The following is a 19,377-nucleotide window of genomic DNA, read 5'->3' as shown; positions in this document are numbered from 1 at the left end:
GATGCGGTGGCATCCGGCATAAAAGTACGGCACGGTCCGCCGGCGTCATGTTACGGAGCGAACACCTCCAGCGTTCGAGCGACCCACTCGCGGTCGACGCCGGCGGGCGCGCGGACGACCGGGAGGTCGACGCCCATCTCGCGGAGTTCGCCGAGTCGCCCCCGCACGTCGTCGGGCGTGCCGACCAGCGCCACGAGGTCGAGGAACTCCGCCGAGAGTTCGCGCGCCCCGGCCTCGGTCGTCGGCGCGGCCCGGACGGCCTCGACCTCGTCGGCGAAGCCGGCCTGCTCGGCCGCGCGGTCGTAGTAGCCCGGCACGTCGCGCAGGTAGTAGGCGACGTGTTCGGCCGCCGCCCGCCGCGCCTCGTCGGGGTCGTCGTGGACGGCCGTGAGGACGTACATCGCCACGTCCACGTCGCTCGCGTCGCGCCCGGCGCGGGCGGCCCCGGTGTCGAGCCATTCCAGCGCCTCCTCGAACTGCGGGCGCGGGTAGAGGTTCGGAAGCCAGCCGTCGGCGACCTGCCCGGTGAGTCGGACGTTCGCCGGGCCGAGCGCGCCGTTGTAGATCGGTATCTCCTCGCGAACGGGGTCGAAGGCGTCCCAGAAGCTCGTGCGCTCGGGGGAGAAGAACTCCCCGTCGAACGAGTCGGCCTCGCCGCGGAGGTAGCGCCGCACGAGTTCGACGTACTCGTGGAGTCGCGACAGCGGGCGGTCGAAGGGGACGCCGTGGAACGCCTCGACGACGCCGGGGTGGGCGACGCCGAGGCCGAGAATCGCGCGGCCGTCGGAGTGGTCGTCGAGGGTCGCCGCGGCCGCCGCGAGCGCCGCGGGCGTCCGCGAGAACACGTTGACGATTCCCGTCGCGAGGCCGATTTCGTCGGTGTGGACGGCCCAGCGTTCGAGTTTGCCGAAGGCGGTCTTGCCCTGTCCCTCGGCGGCCCACGCCGACTCGTAGCCGAGTTCCTCGGCGCGGACGACGAGCGACGGGTCGTCGCGGAGCGCGAACAGGACCGCGGTTCGCTCGCTCATTCCTCCGCCGGGACCGCGGGCGCGTCGTCGGCCGGGACCGGGACGACGCCGTCGACGGCGAGGTCGTTCCAGATGTCGAGGCGCTCGATGAGCCCCCGGCGGACGACGTAGATATCGACGTAGCGAACGTCCGAAAAGTCCGCGCCGTCGTTGTCGACGCCGTAGAGCGACCCGACGCTCACGACGGTGTCGCCCGCCTCCAGCCAGCGGTCGAACTCCTTCGCCGCCCACTCGTACCGCGGTTCGAGGTACGCGAGGAAGTCGTAGGCCGCGGTCGGTCCCTCGAAGGTCGCTCCCGGCAGGGAGATGACGGCGTCCTCGGCGAACAGGTCGCCGACGGTGTTCCTGCGGTCGTCTTCCATGCGGTCGAAGAACTCCTCGACGATGTCTCGTGGCGAGTCCATGAGACATGGGCGTTCTCGACCCACATAGTTTTTCACTCCGACGTTTCGGACTGTCTGTCTTTCCTGAACGTTCGAGTCGGCGCGACGGCGGACGCGGCCGCAGGAGCGACGGGGGGATTGTTCTCACGTGCGCCCACGAAACCGACGGACGCGGCGGGGACGCGGAGGGGCCGCGGTGATGCCGACACCGCCGCCGGAGGCGGTAGTTTTACGATAGAGTCTTCCTAGCAGAGTGCATGGACGAACTAGCCCGGCGGACGCCGAGCGACGGCGTCGCCGAAGTCGTCTCGGTCGACGACATCGAGTGGGACATCGACACGGACGTGCTCGTCGCGGGCGGCGGCGGCACCGGTCTCGTCGCCGCGCTCGCGGCCAGCGAGGACCCCGACGTTCGCGTGACGGTGCTGGAGAAAGCGCCCGAGTGCGGCGGCAACACCTCGCTTTCGACGGGGATGGTCCCGGCGGCGGGGACGCGACTCCAGCGCGAGGCCGGTATCGAGGAGACGCCCGCGGACATGGCCCGCGACATCTTGGAGAAAAACGACTACGAGGCCGACGAGGAGCGCGTCCGGTACCTCTGCGAGGAGAGCGCGAACCTCATCCACTGGCTCGTCGACGACTGGGACATCACGCTCCACATCGTGGACGACTTCAAATATCCCAAACACTCCGAGTACCGGATGCACGCCCCGGAGGGCCGAAACGGCGAGAACCTCGTCGCCGAACTGGTCGAGCGCGTCGAGTCGACGCCGAACATCGAACTCCTGACGAACGCGCCCGTGAAGAAGCTCGTCGCCGGCGACGGCGCGGTTCGGGGCGTCGTCGCCGGCCTCGGCCACGACGAGGCCATCGAGGCCGAGCGGGTCATCCTCGCCACCGACGGCTTCGCCGGCAACCGCGAGATGGTCACCGACTACTGCGAGGCGGACGTCGAGCGGGCGCTATACTTCGGCGCTGACGGCAACACCGGCGACGGCGTCCGCTTCGGCGCGGAACTCGGCGGCGAACTCGCCTGCATGGACGCCTATCAGGGCCACGCCACGGTGGCGAGTCAGACGGGCGTGCTCTCGACCTACGCGGTCACGATGAACGGGGGCATCCTCGTGAACCGAGAGGGCGAGCGGTTCGGCGACGAGTCCGCGGGCTACAGCGAGTTCGCCATCTCGGTGCTCAAACAGCCCGGCGAACAGGCGATTCAGCTGTTCGACGAACGCATCTTCGAGAAGCTCCGCGGGCAGTTCGAGAGCTTCGACGACGCCATCGAGCGGGGGACCTACCACACCGCCGACTCGGTCGCGGCCCTCGCGGAGCGACTCGGTGCCGACGGCGAGGCCGCCGCGGAGACGGTCGCCGACTACAACGAGGCCGCCGCGGCGGGCGAGCCGGACGAGGTCGGTCGCGTCGACGGCGCGAACCCGCTGGAAGCGCCCTTCTACGGGGCCAAAGTCACCGGCGCGCTCTTCCACACGCAGGGCGGCCTCGTCGTCGACGAACACGGGCGCGTCCTCCGCACCGACGGAAGCACGGTCGAGAACCTCTACGCCGGCGGCGGCACCGCCTGCGGCATCAGCGGCCACGGCGCGGGCGGCTATCTCTCCGGCAACGGGCTGACGACCGCCCTCGGTTACGGCCGCCTCGCCGGCATCCACGCCCGCGAGTCGCTCGACTGACGCCGCGGCGGGGTCACGGCCCCGGAGCAGGGCACTCGAAACTACTCGTTTTTCGACGCAGTTCGCCGTCCGGAACCCGATTCGTCGCAGGAATATCCGCAGAACGTGACAACACGAGTACGGGAGGATTTATTACAGTAGGCACTAACCTCGATACCGATTGCCATGGGTAAGACTCTCAAGTCTTCGACGAGCAACAGGCGGCGCTTCCTCAAAGCAACGGGCGCGAGCGTCGCGGCATTGACACTGGCCGGCTGTGCGAGCGACGACGCCGGGAACGGCGGCGGCGATTCGGGCGGTGACTCCGGCGGCGACTCCGGCGGGTCCGGCGGCGACACGGGCACCACGACGGGGACGCCCGAGCAGTCCGTCGACGAGGTCGTCATCGGGTCGAACCACCCGCTTTCGGGGAGTCTCGCCGCGACGGGCGTCGGGATGAGCAACGCCATCAAACTCGCCGCGATGCGGAAAAACGAGGAGGGCGGCATCGAGTCGCTCGACGGCGCGGAAGTGACCGTCATCGAGGGCGACAACCAGGGCGCACAGGAACTCGGCGGACAGGTCAGCGAGGAACTGCTCAGCGAGGGCGCGGACGTCCTCACCGGCTGTTACTCCTCGCCGGTGACGACGGCGGCGACGCAGGTCGCGGAGCGACAGGGCGTCCCGTTCGTCATCTCCATCGCGGCGGCGGACAACATCCTGCAGGGCCGCGACTTCAACTACGTCTACCGGCCGCAACCCCCGGCGCGCCGGCTGGCGAGCGACTACGCGGACCTCGTTCCGACGGTCATCCGCGACGGCGGCGGCACCATCGACACGGCGGGGCTGTTCTACATCAACAACAGCTACGGGCAGGCGATTCGCGACAGCCTCCGCGAGTTCCTCCCCGAGCAGGACGTCGAAATCGTCGAGGAGACGGCCATCGAGTTCGGCGCGTCGAACGCCAACACGCAGGTGTCGCGGCTCCGGAGCGCCGACCCCGACACCATCATCGCCACGACGTACGTCGCCGGCGGCGTCCTGCTCGCACAGGCGTTGCAGGACCAGGACTACCGGCCGCCGTACCTGACCGCCTCGGCGTCCGCGACGTTCACCGACGACGACGCAGTCAGCGACATCGGCGAGTTCGCGAACGGCGTGCTGGACAACAACTACGCGCTGAACCCGACGGTCGACAAGACCGCCGAGGTGCGCTCGCAGTTCCTCGACAACTACGACCAGGAGTTCTCGGCGTCGGTCGGGATGTCCTACACCGCGGCGGAGGTCATCATTCAGGCGGTCGAGGAGGCCGGAAGCGTCGACCCCGACGACATCAACGAGGCGCTCAAGGGCCTCAGCTACGAGGATCACATCTCCGCGATGGGCGCAATCGAGTTCGACGACCAAGGCGAGAACGTCAACGCGCTCGGACCGGTGAACCAGGTCCAGGACCTCTCGGTCAAAGTCGTCTACCCCGAGGAGTACGCGGAGGCCGAACCGCAGGTCTAACCGCTACCCGCCCGCGCCGTCACGTCAACGAACCGTCTCGAACGATAGCCACCTTTTATGGGGGTTGACAACAATTCCCGAGCGTAGAAACCGCATGGGACATCTAGTCACATCGGTCGCGCCCCTGCCGCTACAGGGCGGTGGCCTCGGCCGATTCATCGACCCGTTCGCACAGTTCCTGACCGACATCACCAATCTGGAGCCCGTCCTCCTACAGTTGCTCGCGTTCGGCCTCCTGCTCGGGGGCGTCTACGCGCTGACGGCGCTCGGGCTGACGATGATATTCGGCGTGATGGACGTCATCAACTTCGCCCACGGCATCTTCCTCGTCGTCGGGATGTACTCGGTGTGGTTGGTCTCCGAGACGGCCGGCATCAGCCCGTTCCTCGGGATACCCATCGCCGCCGCGGTGCTGTTCGCCCTCGGGGTGGTGGTCCATATTCTCACGGTCGAGCCCATCATCGAGGCACCCCAGCAGAACCAGCTCATCGCCACGCTGGGCGTTCTCTTCATCATCCAGTCGGCCATCGAAATCCTGTTCACGCCCGACCCCCAGCAGGTCGAACTCTCGCTCGGGTCGGTGCAGGTCGGCGACGTCTTCATCCCGCTCGGGCAGTTCTACGCGCTCGTCATCGCGCTCGGGACGATGCTCGCCGTGCGGGCGTTCCTGAACCGGACCGACCTCGGTCGGAAGATTCGCGGCACCGCCGACAACCGCGACGGCGCGCGCTACGTCGGCATCAACGTCCGCCGCATCAACTACCTCACCTTCGGCATCGGCGCGGCGCTGGCCGGCGTCGCCGGCGGCTCCATCGCGCTGTTCCAGCGGTTCGACCCCTTCACCGGCGAGACGTACCTCATCAACGCCTTCGTCATCGTCATCCTCGGCGGCCTCGGCTCGTTCCCCGGCGCGTTCGTCGGCGGCCTCATCGTCGGGCTGATTCAGGTGTTCGGCGGCTACTACCTCCCCGGGACCACCGCGCAAGTGCTCATCTTCCTGCTTTTCATCGGGACGCTCCTCGTCAAGCCCGAGGGGCTGTTCGGAGGTGCTGAGGCGTGAGCGCAATCGAGTCCGTCCGCGACCGCTACCGGACGTTCGACGACGGGCGGTACGCCCCGTTGGTGAAGGGCGTCGCCCTGTTCGGCCTGCTCGCGGCGCTCCCGACGCTCATCGAAATCGACGTCGCCGGGATGGAACTCGCGGCGACGCTGAGCCTTCGGATGCTCATCCTCACGGTCATCTACGCCTACACGGCGCAGGCGTGGAACATCATGTCCGGCTACACCGGGCAGTTCTCGTTCGGGCACGCGGCGTTCTTCGGCGTCGGCGCGTACGCCACGCAGGCGCTCGTCGTCGACTTCGCGGTGAACCCGTGGATTGGCATGCTCGTCGGCGGCGTGCTCGCGGCGGTGTACGGCCTCGTCATCGGCGCGCTGTCGTTCCGCTTCAACTTACAGGGTCACTACTTCGCGCTGGCGACGCTGGCGTTCGCGGAACTGCTCCGCTTCGTCGTCACCAACATGTCCGAACTCCACGGTGCCAACGGCTACTTCAAACCGTTCCCGCGTGACTACGGCGCGGAGTACGGTCTCGCGGCCTTCCAGTTCCAGAGCGACCTGCCGTACTACTACCTCATCGTCGGCTTCCTGCTCGTCGTGACGCTCGTCTCGTGGGTCATCAAGAACTCGTGGGTCGGGCTGTACTTCTTCGCCATCCGCGAGGACGAGCGGGCCGCCGCCAGCGTCGGCGTGCCGAGCTTCCGGTACAAGCTCATCGGCGTCGCCGTCAGCGCCTTCTTCACCGCCCTCGGCGGTGCCTACTGGTCGATGTACTTCAACACCATCCGCCCCGACACCGTGTTCGCGCTGTTCAAGAACGTCGAACTGCTCCTGCCCGCCGTCGTCGGCGGGCCGGGGACGCTTCTGGGCCCCATCGTCGGCTCGTTCATCGTCACGCCGGTCAGCGAAATCGCGCGGACGACGTTCTCCGACATCAACGGCCTCGACCGCATCATCTACGGCGCGTTCCTCGTGGCCATCGTCATCTACTCGCCGCGCGGCGTGGTGAGCTGGCCGAGTCAGGCGCGCGCCCTCTGGAACCGCGTCCGCGGCGACGAGGAGGTGAGCGAGTGATGTCGGCAGACGAGACGACCGCACCCGACGCCGACCCGGACGCCGACATCGACCGCGACGGCGAGCGGATTCTGTCGGTCGAGGGCGTCGGCAAGCGCTTCTCCGGCCTGCAGGCGCTCGACGACGTGGACATGACCGTCAACCGCGGCGAGATTATCGGCCTCATCGGGCCGAACGGCGCGGGCAAGACCACGCTTTTCAACTGCATCAGCGGGGCGTTCCCGCCGACGAGCGGGACCGTCCGACTCGACGGCGAGGTCATCTCCGGCCTCCCGGCGCACAAAATCGCGCGGGCGGGGCTGGCGCGGACGTTCCAAATCACGCGCCCGCTGGAGGAACTGACCGTCGTCGAGAACGCGATGGTCGGCGCGCACATCCACACGCGCCGCCGGAGCGAGGCGCGCGAAATCGCCATGGAGAACCTCGAATTCGTCGGGCTCGCGGACAAGGCCGAAGAGGAGGCGGGCGAGCTCACCGTGGGCGCACAGAAGCGCCTCGAACTCGCCCGTGCGGTCTCGACGCGCCCGGAAATCCTGCTTCTCGACGAGATTATGGCGGGGCTCACCCCGTCGGAGTCGAAGCAGATGCTCGACCTGTTCCGCCAACTGCGCGAGCGCGGGACGAGCCTCCTCATCATCGAACACGACATGAAAGCCATCATGAACATCTCGGACTACGTGAAAGTGCTGGACCAGGGGAAGGGCATCGCCTTCGGCGCGCCGGAGACGGTGGTCGAAGACGACCGCGTCATCGAGGCCTACATCGGGGGGTTCGACGTCGATGCTTGAACTTCGCGGCGTCCGCGCCGGCTACGACGACATCGAGGTGCTCCACGGCGTCGACATGCGCGTCGACGAGGGAGAAATCGTCGCGCTCATCGGGTCGAACGGCGCGGGCAAGACCACGACGATGCGCACCATCTGCGGCATCCTCTCGCCGAGCCACGGCGAGATTACCTACCGCGACGAGGCGATTCACTCGAAGGCGTCCCACGAAATCGTCGAGCGCGGCATCGTACAGGTCCCCGAGAACCGCGACCTGTTCACCAACATGACCGTCATCGACAACCTGCTTCTCGGCGCGCAGACCGAGGAGGCGAAGGCGAACCGCGAGGAGAACCTCGGCGAGATGCTGGAGCTGTTCCCCCGCCTCGCGGAGCGCAAGAACCAGCGCGCCGGCACCATGTCCGGCGGGGAACAGCAGATGCTGACGCTCGCCCGCGCCCTCATGGGCGAGCCCGACCTGCTCATCCTCGACGAGCCGTCCATCGGGCTCGCGCCGCACCTCGTCCAAGAGGTGTTCGACGTCATCGAGGACATCCACGCGCAGGGCATGACGGTGCTCATGGTCGAACAGAACGTCCAACAGACGCTCAAGCTGGCCGACCGGGGCTACGTCATGGAGAACGGCCGCATCAGCATGACCGCCGACGGCGACCAACTCCTCGAAGACGAGGGCGTCGTCGAGGCGTACCTCGGGGTGTGAGATGACGGACGAAGCGCTCGCGTCGTTCGTTTCCGACCTCGACCGGGCCGACCTCCCCGCGTCGGTCGTCGAGCGCGCGTCCCTCGTCGTCGCCGACACCATCGGCGCGGTGCTGGGCGGCGCGTCGGACCCCGCGGTCGCCGCGTTAGCGCGCCGGTGGGCCGACGAGAACGGCGGCGAATCGACCGTCATGGGGACGGCTGGCGAGCGGACCACCGCGTACCGCGCCGCGTTCGTCAACGCGGCCGCCGGGAGCGTCCTCGAACTCGACGAGGGCCACCGCTTCGCGGCCGGCCACCCGGCGATTCACGTCCTGCCCGCGCTCCTCGCGGACGGCGAGTCCGCCTACCGGAGCGGCGACGAGTTCCTGACGGCGTTCGTCGCCGGCTACGAGGCGGCGGTCCGCGCCGCCGAGGCGGTCGTCCCGCTCGCCGACGGCCTGCACCCCCACGGCGTGTGGGGCGGCGTCGGCACCGCCGCGGCCGTCGCCCGGCTCCGCGGCCTCGACGCCGAGACGACGCTCGACGCGATGCGCATCGCGGCGAACTACGCCCAGCACACCCGGTTCGAGGCGGCCACCGAGGGCGCGACCGTCAGAAACGGCTACGTCGGGATGAGTAACCTCTCGGGCCTGCTCGCGGTCGACCAGGCCGAATCCGGCTTCACCGGCCTCGACGACGGCGTGGCCCGACACCTCGAACCCGTCGCCGCGGACGGTCCCGACCGGAGCGCCCTCGCAGACGGACTCGGCGAGCGCTGGGAAATCGAGCGCGGCTACTTCAAGGTCCACGCGGCCTGCCGCTACACCCACGCCGCCCTCGACGCCGTGGCGCTCCTCGTCGACGAGACGGGCGTCGTCGCGGCCGAGGTCGACTCCGTCACCGTCGAGACGTACCCCGCCGCGGCGGCGCTGTCGGAACCCGCGCCCGCCAACGCCCTGCAGGCGAAGTTCTCGGTTCCCTTCGCCGTCGCGTCGGCGCTGACGACCGGCGAGACCGGCAAGGAGGCGTTCACCGACGAGGCGCTGACGAAGACCGCCCTCGGGTTCGCTCGCCGCGTGGACGTGGTCGCCACCGAGGAGTTCGCGGCCCGCGCCCCCGACGAGCGCGGCGCGCGCGTCACCGTCGAGACGGTCGACGGCGAGCGGTACGCCCGCGAGGTGCGCGCCGCCCGCGGCGGCGAGCGCGACCCCTTCACCGAATCGGAGCTCCGAGCGAAGTTCGACCGACTCGTCGCGCCCGTCATCGGCGACGGCGGCGTCGACGACCTCTGGACCGCGGCGACCGAACCCGCCGCCCCCCGCGTGCTCTGCGCCCTCACCCGGGCCTGAGCGCCCCCGACACTCACCGAGACCATGATTTCACACGAGCCAGTCAGAGACTGGGAACGACAGGTGTACGGCTTTCTGACCGACGAACTCCCCGACGACGTGCGCGCCGACGGCGAGCGAATCGTCGCGGACGTGCTCGCGGCGACCGTCGCCGGAGCGGCCGCCCCGCAACACGCGGGCGTCTTCCGCGACGCGGAACTGGCCGACGGCCCGGCGTCCGTCCTCGGGACCGACCGCCGGGTCGACCCGTCGCAGGCGGCGCTGTTGAACGCGACGGCCGCGATAACACAGGAGATAGAGGAGGGCCACAACCGCGGCGGCCACGTCGGCGCGAGCGTCGTCGCGGGCGCGGTCGGCGTCGCCGAGGCCAACGACGTGGACGGCGAGACGTTCGTGGAGGCCTGCGTCCGCTCGTACGAACTCTGCGCGCGCTTCGAGTACGCCATCTTCGCCATGAAGGCGCGGATGAACGAGGCGATTCCGTGGCTCGTCCGCGACCCGCACTCGACGTGGACGACGCTCGGGCCGGCGCTGACCGCCGCCGTCTGCGCGGGCCAGTCGCCCGACGAGGTGCGCGAGACGGTCCGCACCGCGCTGAACCTCGCGGTCGTCTCCATGCACGACCCCTTCGCGGAGGGCGCGCCGTCGCGGAACGTCACCGCCGGGTTCTCCGCGCAGGCCGGCGTGAGCGCCGCGACGCTGACCGCCGCCGGTCTCCGCGGGTCGCCCGCGGCGATGGAGGCCGTCTACGACCCGTTCGAGACGCTCCTCGCGGACGGCGAGTTCGCCGCGCTGTTCGACTCGCTCGGCGACGACTGGTGGATTACCGAGGCCTACCAGAAGCCGTACCCGTCGTGTCGCTACACCCACGCCCCGCTCGACGCCCTGCGTGACGCCGGCGCGGACGACCTCGCGCCCGACGACGTGGACCGAATCGACGTGTACACCTACCACAACGGCGTCGATATGAGCCACGCGCGGCCCGAGACGCTCACCGCGGCGAAGTTCTCGACGCCGTACGTCCTCGCCCGCTGGGTCGCGGACGGGAGCGTCGAACTCGACGACTTCCTCGACGACGCGCTCGGCGACGAGGCCGTGCAGGGGCTCTCGGAACGCGTCCACCTCCACGTGGACGAGGCGTTCGAGCGGGCGTTCCCCGACGATTGGGGGGCGCGCGTCGAGGTGACCGCCCGCGACGGGAGCCGCTACGTCGGCGAGCGCGAGTACCCCCGCGGCGACTACCGCGACCCGCTGTCGGCGACCGACCTCGACTCGCGCAACCGCGACCTGCTCGCGTTCGGTCTCGGCGACGACGACGCGGACGCGGCGCTCGACGCGCTCTCGTCGGTCGGTTCGAGGCCGGTCCGCGAGACCGTCGCCGCGCTGACTCGGTAGTGAGGCGAACACTCGTTCGGCCTGCCCGAACAAAACGCCAACAATTATTACCTCACTCCCTGATTGCTAACTATGAACACGAACGGGAACGATGCGACGGGAACAATCGGCGCTACGAAAACCTCGTTCGGCATCGTCGAACACATCAGGGACCACGACGCGAGCGGGGTGTCGGAGATAGCGAACGACCTCGGCATCTCGAAGAGCACGGCCCACAACCATCTCAAGACGCTCGCGGAACTCGGCTACGTCGTCAGGCAGGGCGACGAGTACGCGCTGGGCCTGAAGTTCCTCGACCTCGGCGACCACGCCCGGACGCGACACGCGCTGTACCACGCCTCCATCGGCGAGATGGACGACCTCGTCGAGGCGGTCGGCGAGCGCGGACAGGTGATGGTCGAGGAGAACGGCCGCGGCGTCTACATCTATCAGGTGAAGTCCGAACAGGGCCTCCAGACCGACTCGCACATCGGCACGACCGTCGACCTCCACACCACGTCGGTCGGCAAGTCCTATCTCGCCTTCTGCGACGAGGAGCGCCGAAGGGAGATTCTCGACGGCGAACTGACGCGCCTGACGACGAAGACGATAGACGACCGCGACGCCCTCGAAGCCGAGTTGGCGACGATTCGCGAGCGCGGCTACGCCTTCAACGACGAAGAGCGCATCACCGGCATGCGGGCGGTCGGCGCGCCGATTCTCTCCGACGACGAGACCATCCTCGGCGCGATTAGCGTCTCCGGCCCGACCACCCGGATGAAAGGCGAGTGGTACCACACGGAGGTCCCCGAGATGGTGACGCAGGCCGCCCGCGTCATCGGCATCCGCGCGACCTACTCGTAGTCGTCAGTGATGCAGAACAACGGTTCGGCATAGCTGTATTTCGCGGATGTTTGACGCCGGACGGCCCGTTCCCGGAGTCGTTCGGACGCGAGCCGGCAGACACCAAAGGGATTACAGAATTATGTTTGTCACGGATGAGGCGAGCCGACTTCCGCGGCTCGTGACACGGATACGGCAGTCACGCGAGCCGGTCGAGTTCGGCGGTTCCCGTCGACAAACGTATCAGTATAGATAGTTCTAATCTAACCTGATAAGTCATCGTCGGAGAGGGTCACGAGCGCGACGAACTCGATTCGGTGGCCGAGTTCCCCCGTCCGAGATGCGAGCGCGGCGCGGCGGTTCAAAGCGGACGAACGGTGCGTTTTTCGCGCGTTTGACGCGCTATTCGAGCGAAATTTCGGTGTTAGGGGTGACGAGAGAAATCGGTCAGTCGGCTCGCTGTGGACCCGGTTGCCGAGTGTTCGAACTCGAATCGAAGCCATGTGCTCGAACTCAATAACTACCAATATTCGAAAATAACAGCCGAATACTATCGAATCTGAAATATTATTCGGGCGCGATAACGCCGGTGTGTCAGCGCGAACGCCGTCGCTCGGCGAGGGCGCGGTCGCCGGCGTGGCGGTCCGCGTCGTCTCGCGTCGCGTCGTGAGTCACCGCGCGGTGTCGCGTCGGGAGTCGGTTCCCCGACCTCGGAGTCAGTCGGCCATCGGTGCCTGTAACTCGCGTTCGGCCTCCTCGTCGACCTCGACGGGACCCTCGGCGAAGACGACGCCGTGTGCGCCCTCGCGCTCCTTCGCGCTCGCCGCGACGCGGACGAACGAGGCCTTCTCGCGGGCGTCGGCGAGCGTGTGACCGCCGCAGTAGCTCACCCCGGAGCGAATCCCGCCGAGGAACTCCTCGACGAGCGGTTCGACCGGGCCCTTGTAGGGCGTGAGCGCCTCGACGCCCTCGCCGGCGTCCACGTCGCTCTGTTTGTCCTCGCGGTCGTCCGCGGCCTCCGTGGAGGCCATCCCGCGGGAGCGCTTGTACGTCTCGCCGTCGACCTCGACGACCCGGCCCGGTGCCTCGTCGGTCCCGGCGAAGAAGCTCCCCATCATGACGGTGTCCGCGCCGGCCATGAGCGCCTTCGCGGCGTCGCCGGAGGTCCGAATCCCCCCGTCGGCCATGACGTGGATGCCGAGGTCGTGCGCCCGCTCGGCGCACTCCGAGACGGCCGTGAGCTGTGGGTAGCCCGCGCCCGCGACCTCTCGGGTCGTACAGTGCGACCCCGGCCCGACGCCGACTTTCACACAGCCCGCGCCGGCCTCCCAGAGGTCTTCGACGGCCGCCGGCGTGACGACGTTACCCGCGACGATTTCGGGGTCGAACTCGTCTCGAATCCGTTCGACGGCGTCGAGGCACCGCTCCATGTGGCCGTGGGCGATGTCCATCACAACCGCGTCCGCGCCGGCGTCGAGGAGCGCCTCGGTCCGGTCGAGGTAGTCCTCGTTGATGCCGACCGCGCCCGAGACGGTCCCGCCCGCCTCGGCGACGCGGCGGACCTGTTCGGCCTGCTCGTCCACGTCGAGGAAGCGGTGGACGACGCCGAGGCCGCCGAGGCCCGAGAGCGTCGCCGCGAGGTCGGCTTCCGTGACGGTGTCCATGGCCGCGCTGACGAGCGGCGTATCGAGGCGCAAGTCGGGCGTCACGTTGGTCGAGAGGTCCACGTCGCTCCGGCTGTCGACCGGCGAGCGCTGTGGAACCAGCAATACGTCTCCGTAAGAGAGTCCTGTGCGAATCTCCATCGTAACCCTCCACAGCCGAAGGGTGGAACGGTAATAACGCCCACGAACGCGGTTCGCGTCGCCGCGGAACGAAACTATTACACGCTGGCGTTCGTCCGTTCACTAACACACGGCGCCGCGTCGCGTGCGAATCTCCAACCCATCGTAACCCCAACGTATTCGCCGTTCGCGGGCCGTGTGGTTCGAACCGTCCGCGAGCGACCGCGACGCGCGAACGGCGGAGTTCCGGACTCGAATCCGGCTCGGAGTTCGCAAGCGTTTTGTCAGACTGATATTGACAGATAGTTGCCGTACCGACCGTCCCACCTCGAGTCGGTATCGGTAGGTGGATCAGAGGCAACCCACAGCACCACGAGCGGTCCCCGCCTCGATACCGTCCGGACCGAAGAAATTTCTTCCGCGCAGTCCCTTAGGGAGGTATGCAGACTGTCATTCTCGCCGCCGGCCGCGGCACCCGGATGCGTCCGCTCACGGACCGCCGACCGAAGCCGATGCTCCCCGTGGCCGACCGGCCGCTCGTCGCACACACCGCCGACGCGGCCATCGAGGCGGGCGCGACGGACATCACCCTCGTCGTCGGCTACGAGGCCGGAGACGTGCGCGACTACTTCGGCGACGAGCGCGGGGGCGTCCCCGTCGAGTTCGCCGTCCAGTCGGAACAGCGCGGGACGGCCGACGCGGTCCGCGCCGCGGCCCCCCATCTCGACCCCGACGAGCCGTTCGTCGTCCTCAACGGCGACGCGCTGTACGACGTGCCGACGCTGTCGACGCTGTACGAGGGGACGCCCGCCGTCGGGTCGTTCCGCGTCGCCGACCCGAGTTCCTACGGCGTCCTCGACACCGACGACGAGGGGTTCGTCACCGGCGTCGTCGAGAAGCCCGCGGACCCGCCGTCTGACCTCGTCAACGCCGGCGCGTACGTCTTCCCGGCCGAGGCCCACGGCTGGCTCGACGTGGACGAGAGCGACCGCGGCGAACTCGAACTGACCGACGTGCTCGCGGCGACCTGCGAGGCCTACGACGTGCGCGGCGTCGCCTTCGACCGCTGGCTCGACGTGGGGCGGCCGTGGGAGCTCCTCGAAGCCAACGAGTGGAAGCTCGGCGAACTCGAACCGCGAATCGACGGCGACGTGTCCGAGCGCGCCGAACTCGACGGGACGGTCGTCGTCGAGGCGGGCGCGACGGTGCGCTCCGGCGTGGTCATCGAGGGGCCGGTGCTCGTCCGGAGCGGGGCCACCGTCGGCCCGAACGCCTACGTCCGCGGGCACACGCTCGTCGGCGAGCACGCCAAGGTCGGCCACGCCGTCGAGGTGAAAAACAGCGTCCTGATGGAGGGCGCGACGGTCGGCCACCTCTCGTACGTCGGCGACAGCCTCCTCGGCCGCGACGTGAACTTCGGCGCGGGGACCAAAGTGGCGAACCTCCGCCACGACGGCGAACCCGTCCGGCAGATGCTCAAAGGCGAACTCGTCTCGTCGGGTCGCCGGAAGTACGGCGTCATTCTCGGCGACGACGTGAAAACGGGCATCAACGCCTCGCTGAACGCGGGCGTCAGAATCCCGACCGGCGGGACGGTCAAACCCGGCGAGTCCGTCCTCTACGACCGCGTGGACGAGACCGACGCGGGCGACGAAGCGAGCGACCACGGGGCGACGGGCCACGCGGCGACCGACGACGAGGCGACCGCCGGCGAGGACTGACGCGAGGGCCGCCTCGACCCGCGACACGCATCACGTTGGTGACAGTTAACCTACCAAACAGTTATCAGACACAACGGCGAATCGGCACGACAGTACATGGACGTGAGCGAGGGGGAGTCGGCGTCGAGGCGCGTGCTCTACGTCGACGACGACGAGGGGCTGTTAGCGCTGACAAAGCGGTTTCTCGAATCGACGGACGACGAAATCGAGGTCGTGACGACCGACTCGCCGCGGCGGGCGCTGGCACTGCTCGCGTCGGAGTCGTTCGACGCGGTCGTCTCCGACTACCAGATGCCGGAGATGTCCGGACTCGAACTGCTGTCGGTGCTCCGAGAGGAGCGCGGCTCCGACGTGCCGTTCGTCATCTTCACCGGGCGGAGCCGCGAGGAAGTCGCCATCGAGGCGCTGAACCTCGGCGCGGACAGCTATCTCCAGAAGGGCGGCGACCCGACGGCGCAGTACGGCGTCCTCCGGCAGACGCTCGTCCGCATCACGGACCACCGGCGCGCGGAACGGCGACTCCGCGAGCGCGAGGCGTACCTCCGCGTCACCCTCAACTCCATCGCCGAGGGCGTCGTCGCCACCGACGCCGACGGGACGGTCGTCCAACTGAACCGGACCGCCGAGGAGATAACCGGCTACGACGCCGACGCCGCCGTCGGCGAGCCGCTTTCGGACGTGCTCGTCCTCGTCGACGGCGAGACCGGCGAACGCATCGACCCGATGCGCCGCGTCGCCGAGGCGGACGGGCCGGTCGAACTCGCCGCGGGAACGAAACTCGTCACCAGCGACGGCCGCGAGCGCTACATCGAAGACAGCATGTCGCCCATCAGGACCGACGACGGGGCGGTCGAAGGCGTCGTCGCCGTCTTCCGCGACGTGACCGAGGCCTACCGCGAGCGGGAGCGACGCGAGCTCCAACAGCGGGCGCTCGTCGACCTCGCGACCGACGAGGCGGTCATCGGGGGGTCGTTCGAGGACGCACTGCCGCGAATCACGGAGACGATGGCGGCGGTGCTGAACGTCGAGCGGGCGAGCGTCTGGCTGTTCGACGACGCCGAGACGCTCCGCTGTGTCGACCAGTACGACCGGTCGTCGGGCGAGCACAACGCCGGGACGACGCTGACCGCGTCGAACTACCCGTCGTACTTCGAGGCGCTGGCGGCGAACCGGTCGCTCGGCGTCGACGACGTTCGGACCGACCCGGCGACCGCCGAGCTTCGGGACGGCTACCTCGGGCCGAAGGGCATCGCGTCGATGCTCGACGCGACGGTCAGGTCGGGCGGCGAGGTCGTCGGCGTCGTCTGTCACGAACACGTCGGCGAGCCGCGACAGTGGCGGACCGACGAGCGCAGGTTCGCCGCGGAGGTCGCCGACAACGTGGTCATCGCGCTCATGCGGGCGACCGACGTCGAGGCGCTCCCGGCGCGCGCCGACGGGAACGAGACGGGCGATACGGAAGCAAGCGACGCGGAAGCGGACGATACGGGTGCGGGCGACGCGAAAACGGGCGACGCGGCAGGAAACGAGCGGAGAGACGGAACGCGACCGAGCGAGGAGCGACGAGGGAGCCGCGCGGAACCGCGGGCGGAGCAAAGCGAGGAGTGAATCGGTCGGGGCGCGTCGCCGCGGCCGGGGAGTTCAGTCTGGAGTCTACTTTTCGGCCGTTCCGAACCCCATCCGGTCGGTTCTCGCCATCGGATTCGGACACCGAACCCCCGTTCCGAGCCGGGAGTTGAAAAACGGCAGTTCCGCGGGGAATCCGGCGAAATCGGCGCATCACCGTGAAATCTAAAATGCCCGTAGCACCAAAGAACGTGTATGTCGAACAGCAGCCGATTCGTCGTCGCGACGCACGTGTTGACTCACTTGGCGGTGCAGAGCGACGAGCGGCTGTCTTCCGACCGTCTCGCGTGGAGCGTCAACACGAACCCGGTGGTCATCCGTCAGCTCCTGTGTTCGCTCCGCGAGGCGGACCTCGTCGATTCCAAGCGCGGCCCGACCGGCGGCTTCACGCTGTCCCGCGAGCCGGACGCCATCACGCTTCGCGACATCTACGAGGCGGTGGAGGACGCCGAGCCGTTCTGTTTCCACACGAACGAACCGAACGACGAGTGCACCGTCGGCGAACACATCCAGCCGGTGCTCGTCGAACTGCTCGAACCGGCGATTCAGGCGATGCTCGACGAACTCGACTCGGTCACCGTCGCGGACGTCCACGCGGAAATCGTCGAGACGGCGGACGGCGACCCGCTCGAAGCGTAGCGCGGCGCGTCGTAGAGCGCGTTCAGACCGTCGACTGCACCGTCTCGGCCTCGGCCGCGTCCTCGTCGTGTTCAGCGTCGAGCCACTCGGTGGCCCACTCCTGTATCTCGTCGAACACCGGGCACAGCGAGACGCCCTTGTCGGTCAGCGAGTAGTACGTCGCGACCGGCGCGTCCTCCTCCATCCGGCGGTCGACGAAGCCGTGTTCCTGCAGGTCGTCGAGGACGCGAGAGAGCGTCCGCGAGCTCGCGCCGGTCGAGCGCTTCAGCTCGTTGAACCGCTTTTCACCGTCTTGGAGGTCGTGGAGGACGATGAGACGCCACTGTGACCCGATCTGCTTCAGCGAGTCGATGATGGGACAGGGGGCGTCGTCGAGGTTCATATCCGTGGCCATACCACCATATCGGCTCCGTCCCTCTTTAGCGGTTCGGTTAGTACACCTGCTTTCGAAACGTTACCTGATTCGGCTCCGGGCCGACGGACCGACCGGCCGACCAGTCGCCGACCGGAGCGCCGGTCCGCTCAGGCGAGGAGACGCGAGAGGAGGAGGAACACGCGCTTGAGGTTCTTCGAGAGGCTCGTCTGGTTCTCCGAGAACAGCACCACCTCGTCGTCGAGCGCGTGAATCTGCAGGCACCGGCCGCGGTCAGACAGGTCCTTCAGTTCGATGCCCCGGACCGAGTCGAGGGGGACGACGAGATAGCGGTACTCCTCGTCTTGGATGTCGGCGTTACAGTGGTCGCCGTAGACGTGGATGCTCCGCTCCGTGACCGCGAGTTCGTAGCCGATGTAGCTCATCCCGGCGATTTCGGCCCCGGCGCGGCCGCCCTTGACTTTGCCCTTCAGGTGCGAGGCGTCGAGGAGGATTCCGTCAACCATACCGCACGGTTCCGGGCGGGCGTTCCTAAGTATTCGCGCCCGGTTCTCCGAATTGATTCTGCGAGCGGCGCGCCGACGAGGTGAGCCGCGTCAGCGACAGCCTTTCGGTCGGACGGTCATCCGGCGGCGGCCGTCCGCGTCGTCGCCCGAGCCATCGGATTCGATAATCGAGTACGACGAGACGAGGTGGTTGACGATGTAGTCGACCGTCGAGGGGTCGTACGTCCAGAAGCCGGTGAAGCCGAACCCCGGTTCGGGCTCCTCGGCGACGAGCGCGCACTTGTAGTCGCCGACGCCGTTGCCGTCGTAGGCGACGAACCAGGAGCGGCGAATCTCGTCGGTGCGCGCGAGGTGGAGTTGGAACTGGTCCGCCTGCGGGACCTCGCCGTTCGGATAGATGTACGCGTGGACCGAGAGGTCGTCGCGGCCGCCGAGGCGGCGGTACGTGTCGAGTTGCGGGCGGAGGTTCCCGCCGGACTGAAAGCCCGAGTGGAGTTCGCCCGCGCCGACGCGCCACGCGCGGTCTTCGATTTCGCGGGTGGCGTTGAGCATCTGCCGGCGGTCGTAGGAGGTAAACAGCGTCTCGTCGAGATGGTCGAGAATCGGCGCGTACGAGTCGCGTTCGAAGCCCGGTTCGACGTCCTCGGGTCGTCTGAGGAGGTCGTCTATCGAGACGGCCGTGTGGAACGTGTCGCCGGTACCCAACACCGCGTAGTTCGAGGGACCCTCGTCGGAACTCGCAGACTCCACCGAGACGTTTCGGTCCGCGAAGTGCTCGGCGAGTCGCTCGGCGACGCCGGGCGTCGGATTGAACACCGTCAGTGTTCGCTCCGCGGCGGCGACGCCGGAAATGAGTTCGCTGAGAGACATTACCGGTTACACGGAACGCTCCAGCGGGTTATTATTCTTTGCAATAATGTGGTATGAGAGAGCCGGCAATCGGCTCGTGACCCCGAGACTCCGACGAGTAAGG

The 19,377-nt window shown here is 68.3% G+C and carries 18 protein-coding genes; 12 read left to right on the top strand and 6 right to left on the bottom strand.

Translation table 11 applies throughout. From position 1 onward, the window contains the following. Positions 1-50 precede the first annotated feature (50 nt). Both C438_RS03265 and C438_RS03260 read right to left on the bottom strand, forming a co-directional pair. Positions 51-1,028 (bottom strand): LLM class flavin-dependent oxidoreductase, encoded by a 978-nt coding sequence (locus C438_RS03265; RefSeq protein ID WP_004967835.1) that lies wholly within the window; start codon positions 1,026-1,028, stop codon positions 51-53. After that, entirely contained in the window at positions 1,025-1,432 is a 408-nt protein-coding gene (locus tag C438_RS03260) for a nuclear transport factor 2 family protein (protein ID WP_004967834.1), read from the bottom strand. Before C438_RS03260 ends, C438_RS03265 begins: the two co-directional genes overlap by 4 nt. A gap of 236 nt (positions 1,433-1,668) precedes the next feature. On the opposite strand from C438_RS03260, the gene C438_RS03255 reads away from it, so the two are divergent. The 9 genes from C438_RS03255 to C438_RS03215 all read left to right on the top strand — a co-directional run bounded on the left by C438_RS03255 (position 1,669) and on the right by C438_RS03215 (position 11,776). Continuing rightward, positions 1,669-3,102 (top strand): FAD-dependent oxidoreductase, encoded by a 1,434-nt coding sequence (locus C438_RS03255; protein WP_004967833.1) that lies wholly within the window; start codon positions 1,669-1,671, stop codon positions 3,100-3,102. A gap of 165 nt (positions 3,103-3,267) precedes the next feature. Continuing rightward, on the top strand, positions 3,268-4,590 hold the full coding sequence (locus C438_RS03250) for an ABC transporter substrate-binding protein (RefSeq protein WP_049917705.1): 1,323 nt from the start codon (positions 3,268-3,270) through the stop codon (positions 4,588-4,590). 94 nt (positions 4,591-4,684) lie between these two features. After that, complete coding sequence (locus C438_RS03245; RefSeq protein WP_004967831.1) at positions 4,685-5,650, top strand: branched-chain amino acid ABC transporter permease; 966 nt, start codon at positions 4,685-4,687, stop codon at positions 5,648-5,650. Then, positions 5,647-6,723, top strand: a complete 1,077-nt coding sequence (locus tag C438_RS03240; RefSeq protein WP_004967830.1) for a branched-chain amino acid ABC transporter permease — start codon at positions 5,647-5,649, stop codon at positions 6,721-6,723. The genes C438_RS03245 and C438_RS03240 overlap by 4 nt, the downstream gene beginning before the upstream one ends. Beyond that, complete coding sequence (locus C438_RS03235) at positions 6,723-7,511, top strand: ABC transporter ATP-binding protein (RefSeq protein WP_004967829.1); 789 nt, start codon at positions 6,723-6,725, stop codon at positions 7,509-7,511. Before C438_RS03240 ends, C438_RS03235 begins: the two co-directional genes overlap by 1 nt. Then, complete coding sequence (locus tag C438_RS03230; RefSeq protein WP_004967828.1) at positions 7,504-8,208, top strand: ABC transporter ATP-binding protein; 705 nt, start codon at positions 7,504-7,506, stop codon at positions 8,206-8,208. The genes C438_RS03235 and C438_RS03230 overlap by 8 nt, the downstream gene beginning before the upstream one ends. 1 nt (position 8,209) lies before the next feature. Beyond that, complete coding sequence (locus C438_RS03225) at positions 8,210-9,538, top strand: MmgE/PrpD family protein (protein ID WP_004967827.1); 1,329 nt, start codon at positions 8,210-8,212, stop codon at positions 9,536-9,538. 24 nt (positions 9,539-9,562) lie between these two features. Then, positions 9,563-10,933: an MmgE/PrpD family protein gene (locus C438_RS03220; RefSeq protein ID WP_049917704.1), complete on the top strand. Its 1,371-nt coding sequence runs from the start codon at positions 9,563-9,565 to the stop codon at positions 10,931-10,933. 72 nt (positions 10,934-11,005) lie between these two features. After that, on the top strand, positions 11,006-11,776 hold the full coding sequence (locus C438_RS03215) for an IclR family transcriptional regulator (RefSeq protein ID WP_004967825.1): 771 nt from the start codon (positions 11,006-11,008) through the stop codon (positions 11,774-11,776). A 695-nt stretch (positions 11,777-12,471) separates the two neighbouring features. Here C438_RS03215 and C438_RS03210 read toward each other — a convergent pair. Beyond that, positions 12,472-13,560 carry a guanosine monophosphate reductase gene (locus tag C438_RS03210; protein WP_083899937.1) on the bottom strand — a complete coding sequence of 363 codons (1,089 nt, stop codon included), beginning with the start codon at positions 13,558-13,560 and terminating at the stop codon, positions 12,472-12,474. A 419-nt stretch (positions 13,561-13,979) separates the two neighbouring features. Between C438_RS03210 and glmU the strand changes: the two genes are divergently transcribed. The 3 genes from glmU (at position 13,980) to C438_RS03195 (ending at position 17,525) form a co-directional block, all read left to right on the top strand. Then, positions 13,980-15,260, top strand: coding sequence for a bifunctional sugar-1-phosphate nucleotidylyltransferase/acetyltransferase (gene glmU / locus C438_RS03205; protein WP_004967823.1), 1,281 nt, complete (start codon positions 13,980-13,982; stop codon positions 15,258-15,260). Between the two features lie 96 nt (positions 15,261-15,356). Further along, on the top strand, positions 15,357-16,868 hold the full coding sequence (locus C438_RS03200; RefSeq protein WP_004967822.1) for a response regulator: 1,512 nt from the start codon (positions 15,357-15,359) through the stop codon (positions 16,866-16,868). Between the two features lie 213 nt (positions 16,869-17,081). Then, positions 17,082-17,525 (top strand): Rrf2 family transcriptional regulator, encoded by a 444-nt coding sequence (locus tag C438_RS03195; protein ID WP_004967821.1) that lies wholly within the window; start codon positions 17,082-17,084, stop codon positions 17,523-17,525. A 22-nt stretch (positions 17,526-17,547) separates the two neighbouring features. On the opposite strand, the gene C438_RS03190 is transcribed toward C438_RS03195, so the two are convergent. The 3 genes from C438_RS03190 to C438_RS03180 all read right to left on the bottom strand — a co-directional run bounded on the left by C438_RS03190 (position 17,548) and on the right by C438_RS03180 (position 19,274). Further along, positions 17,548-17,919 carry a winged helix-turn-helix transcriptional regulator gene (locus C438_RS03190; RefSeq protein ID WP_049917703.1) on the bottom strand — a complete coding sequence of 124 codons (372 nt, stop codon included), beginning with the start codon at positions 17,917-17,919 and terminating at the stop codon, positions 17,548-17,550. Between the two features lie 128 nt (positions 17,920-18,047). Next, positions 18,048-18,404, bottom strand: a complete 357-nt coding sequence (locus tag C438_RS03185) for a hypothetical protein (protein ID WP_004967819.1) — start codon at positions 18,402-18,404, stop codon at positions 18,048-18,050. Between the two features lie 90 nt (positions 18,405-18,494). After that, positions 18,495-19,274 carry a DICT sensory domain-containing protein gene (locus C438_RS03180; RefSeq protein WP_004967818.1) on the bottom strand — a complete coding sequence of 260 codons (780 nt, stop codon included), beginning with the start codon at positions 19,272-19,274 and terminating at the stop codon, positions 18,495-18,497. Positions 19,275-19,377 lie beyond the last annotated feature (103 nt).

This window comes from Haloferax denitrificans ATCC 35960 (assembly GCF_000337795.1).
Lineage (GTDB): Archaea > Halobacteriota > Halobacteria > Halobacteriales > Haloferacaceae > Haloferax > Haloferax denitrificans.
Note: the sequence above shows the minus strand (reverse complement) of the source record. Positions and strands in the feature narration are given on the sequence as shown.